The 2,407-nt window shown below is 46.1% G+C and carries 2 protein-coding genes; one reads left to right on the top strand and one right to left on the bottom strand.

Annotated elements, in window-relative coordinates; translation table 11 throughout:
- Positions 1-153: 153 nt before the first annotated feature.
- Positions 154-1,281, bottom strand: a complete 1,128-nt coding sequence (locus V4C51_RS17570; protein ID WP_330927472.1) for a M20 family metallopeptidase — start codon at positions 1,279-1,281, stop codon at positions 154-156.
- Between the two features lie 688 nt (positions 1,282-1,969).
- On the opposite strand from V4C51_RS17570, the gene V4C51_RS17565 reads away from it, so the two are divergent.
- Positions 1,970-2,407, top strand: a 438-nt coding sequence (locus V4C51_RS17565) for an ATP-grasp domain-containing protein (protein WP_330927471.1), incomplete at its 3' end; no start/stop codon positions are given.

Here is a 2,407-nt window from a genome sequence, read left to right as displayed (position 1 = left end):
GTGGTTCTATTTGCTAAAAATTTCCGACTTTTTAGACCAATTTGCTGCCACCGCAGTAGGGCAGTCTATTCTCGGACAGGCTCCTAGGAGCCTGCGGGTGTTAATGTTGATCTACCGTTAAAACCGGCCAAAGCAAACACGCAGCCAGCGTGATCAAGCAGCGTTGAAATGCGCCAGAATTTTGGTCACATCCCTGATTCGGTTGTTAAAACTCTTTTTGCAGGCACGCTCACCAATGGTGTGATCACCATCACCAAAGGGGCCAAAGCCATCCAGTGTGGGGGTCCCCACAGAAGAAGCGGTGTTGGCGTCACTGACACCGCCGCGCTTTTCGGTGGGTAATGAATAACCAATCACGTTTTCAATTTCTGTTAACAGCTGTTGCTGACCTTCCGTGCTTTCCATAACATCGCGCTGAAGTCCGCCACTGACGGTGATGTTGACGCCAGGCACGCTGGGGTTTGCTACCAGGTGATCAATGGCGCTGATGACACGCTCTTTTTCTGCTGAACAGGTAAAGCGGAACTCAGCCACCAATTGCGCTTTGGGCGAAATGGTGTTGGCACCAATGCCTCCCGACATTTTTCCAGCATTCACGGTCGTACCGGCTTCAAGATTGGTCAGCTCAGTCAAGGCAATCAGCATATGTGCCGCAGCCAAATTAGCGTTACTCCCTTCAGTATATTTATTGCCAGCATGGGCAGCCCTTCCTTCAAAATTGAGAAAAATAGTACCCACGCCTTTACGCCCAATGACTATTTCATTGTTTGCGCCGGCCGCCTCAAACACAAGGCATACGTCGTATTTTTTTGAGAGTTCAACGGTCAGGTGTTTGCTGTCATCACTACCCGTTTCCTCATCACTGACCAGGAGCATATCAATATTCCCGATAGTCCCATATCTCTGGTGGATAGCACGTAAGGCGCTCAGGGCAATATAGTTGCCGCCTTTCATATCACACACCCCAGGGCCATAGATCCAATCTTCATCCTCACCAAATGCTTCGAAGGTTCCCTTGGGAAATACTGTATCCAGATGACCTAGCAGTAAAACTTTTTTTCCTGTTTTTTTGGGAGAAGTGAAATGCAGGTGGTCGCCTATATGTTCTCTTCTGTGACGAACGACACTGTATCCCAACGCCTCCATCCAGCGAGAAAAAATCTGACCATTTTCATCAACACCTGCCTTATTTTTAGTGTGAGAATTCAGCTCAATGATTGAAGCAAGTTCTTTAAAGTCCACTTTTCTACTACGTTTTTTATGGGTTAAAAAACCGCACATGCTAGTGAGAGATCGCCATCAAAGCAACCCCCCGTTAATGTGGGAGAGTGGGTGAAAACTGCGAAATAACACTAAGGAGCCTGTCGGACTTAAGACAATTTCGGCCTGAAATCCAGAAAGTGCGAGAAAATGCGAGAAAGTGCGAGAAAGTGCGAGAAAGTGCGAGAAAGTGCGAGAAAGCGCGTCCAGAATTTCCGGTCAATTGGCTTAAACAGGTCAACTATTCGCACAAATTGATCGAAAATTCTGACTCGCCCTACTGAATTTTATGCTCGAAAGCATAAGTCCGACAGGCTCCTAAGGGTTTAGCCCGGATATTTCATAAACATGTTCCTGGCCTTGCTCGCTCCTTGCGGCTCTAAGGGCAGTTTATGAAATATCCGGGTTAGCTGTTATCACGCTTTTTATCAGGTGTATATTGATATAGATCATTAACTGGTACTATTGTTCATTTACTGGTTAACAATCGACCTGTAAATCGGTATATTTACCGCGCATGATAAGGGATTTCAAAAATTTTATTGATGAGTTTCCGAAGGAGGAGATAGCTTGCTAAAGACAGACGTAAGTCGTCTATTCAAGGTAACTTTGGTAAGAACTCAAAGGATTTTATCGGATAGTTTTTCAGTCATAAATCATCCGTCGTTAATAATTGACTATTTTAGATAGCGTTTTACAGGAATTAATCATGTCTAAGTATACCGTTGGACTCTGGTTGTACCAGAATGGTGGGGGCGAGGCCATCCAACGAAAGCTTATCGACCGGCTTAGAGAGCGAGAAATTGGCGCAATTACTGGTCTGGACCTCGGTCAGGCTATGGCTCACGAGGGTTCTATTGTTTGTAATGGCGTGTTAATGGAAGATCTTGACCTGTTCTTTTCTTACAACGCAGGTCAGCAGACACAATACCAGATGTACCTGTATGAAATGCTGGATCGGTTTATCCCAATGATTAATAACTACCAGTCTTTCGCTTTGACAGAAGATAAATTTAAGACCTCGCACCTGTTGAGTCGCCACGGTATCAATACGCCGGAGTACTGCCTCTGCCGCCATAATAACCTGGATGCCCTCAGGGCCAGTATGGGGGCGTGGGGTGGGCGTGCCGTATACAAACCCACGGAT

Origin of the sequence: Candidatus Sororendozoicomonas aggregata (assembly GCF_031528575.1) — a bacterium.
Taxonomy (GTDB): Bacteria; Pseudomonadota; Gammaproteobacteria; order Pseudomonadales; family Endozoicomonadaceae; genus Endonucleibacter; species Endonucleibacter aggregata.
The sequence above is the reverse complement of the archived record's forward strand: the minus strand, read 5'-3'. Positions and strand labels throughout refer to the sequence as shown.

Coding starts and splice junctions, on each gene's coding strand:
- V4C51_RS17570 (WP_330927472.1), bottom strand. CDS start 1,281: ATGTGCGGTTTTTTAACCCATAAAAAACGTAGTAGAAAAGTGGACTTT.